Origin of the sequence: Moorena sp. SIO4A1 (assembly GCF_010672065.1) — a bacterium.
Taxonomy (GTDB): domain Bacteria; phylum Cyanobacteriota; class Cyanobacteriia; order Cyanobacteriales; family Coleofasciculaceae; genus Moorena.
The window spans coordinates 1-1429 of the sequence record NZ_JAAHHX010000730.1; the positions used below are offsets into that span (position 1 = coordinate 1).

Sequence of the window (1429 nt, forward strand, 5' to 3'; positions counted from 1 at the left end):
TCAACAATTTCTGTAATGATAGCAATCTGTTTTGGACTTAGACCACTGACATCGATTACTTTATTTTCCATCACAAGTTTACTCGTTCGTTTACGTAATAGTATTTTGATAGCAAAGGGAACAGGTAACAGCGGATCTGGGAACACCTAGGACTTTGTACCTCACCACATTGAAAACCGCTATACTAATATAGTATCAATGTAAATACTAAACTAGTTTATGTTAACCCTTGATCAAATTGAAACAGCTATTCGACAATTACCAAACAGCGAGATTCGAGAGCTGGCAGCCCGCTTACAGAAATATTTAGATGATTTAGATCATAAGTGGGACCAGCAGCTAGAATCTGACCTAAGCTCTGGAAAGCTAGACAGCCTGATGAAGCGAGCAGAAGCAGATATTGCTACCAATCAAGTTAAGGAGCTTAATGAAATCCTTTACGACAGGTGCGACCCGTGGCGAATTTAATTCTTAATGGTAAGAGCGCACCTAACCTGATTTTTGGCGAACTTACGCCATACTTCCCACCTCAGTTAAGGAGCAAGCACGAAAAGCTTACCAAAATCTGGCAGCAAAATCCCTTTCATCCATTAATTTAATTGCGGCTCTTAAAGCTCATGAAAATATCAACAGCGCCAAATACCTCAAGGTTATACGATCACGATTATCAGCTTTGGCTAGAGGCAACTATAAAACAACTGCGATCGGGAGATTTTACCCATGTTGATTGGGAAAATTTATTGGATGAATTGGAAAGTATAGTAAAACAGAACAGGAGAGCAGTTAAAAATCTCTTAATTCGACTTTGGGAACATTTACTTAAACTTAAGTATTGGGAATCTGAAAGAGCATACAACGCTAATAAATGGAAAGCCGAAATTACAACATTTCGTCAACAGATTCGAGATGAATTGTTAGATAGTCCTAGCTTAAAGCCTTATTTGTCTGAAATCTTTGCCAACACTTACCTAGATGCCAAGAAAGTGATGGGAAGTTTAATGGATAAACCGATTGCTTTTTTCCCAGAAGACCCTCCCGCATCTTTAGCAGAAGTTTTGAAGGAAAATTGGTTTTTCGACTAACCCCGGGAGTCGGGAGCGGTGCGACCCGTGGCGAATTTAATTACGGGTCAAGCGCACCGAGGGAGTCGGGAATCGGGAGTCGGGGAAAGAGTTACCATCGAGGAATACTACTTTTTTAGGCCGCCATCGCCTATATTTGTAAGCCTATAGCCAAGTTAATAAAGAGTTACCGATTCCACAGATACTACAGTTAGCCTAGAAGTAGAACGCGATCGCGTGACTCGCATCTGAAGCATGGTTTACAGATAGACTACAAAAAAAAGCTCTGGCTGGTGGGCAGTGGCTGATGATATATTCACGGCTCTGGCTAATTCCGTTGCTAGCCACTGCCCACCCTACGATTATCC

At 41.4% G+C, this 1429-nt stretch carries 2 protein-coding genes; both read left to right on the plus strand.

The window, feature by feature from the left end:
• The first annotated feature begins 219 nt into the window (after positions 1–219).
• Positions 220–468, plus strand: coding sequence for a hypothetical protein (locus F6K53_RS42380; protein WP_293067473.1), 249 nt, complete (start codon positions 220–222; stop codon positions 466–468).
• Positions 469–617: 149 nt separating this feature from the next.
• A complete protein-coding gene (locus tag F6K53_RS42385; RefSeq protein ID WP_293074830.1) occupies positions 618–1082 on the plus strand; it encodes a DUF29 domain-containing protein in 465 nt (154 codons plus the stop codon).
• The last annotated feature ends 347 nt before the right edge of the window (positions 1083–1429 follow it).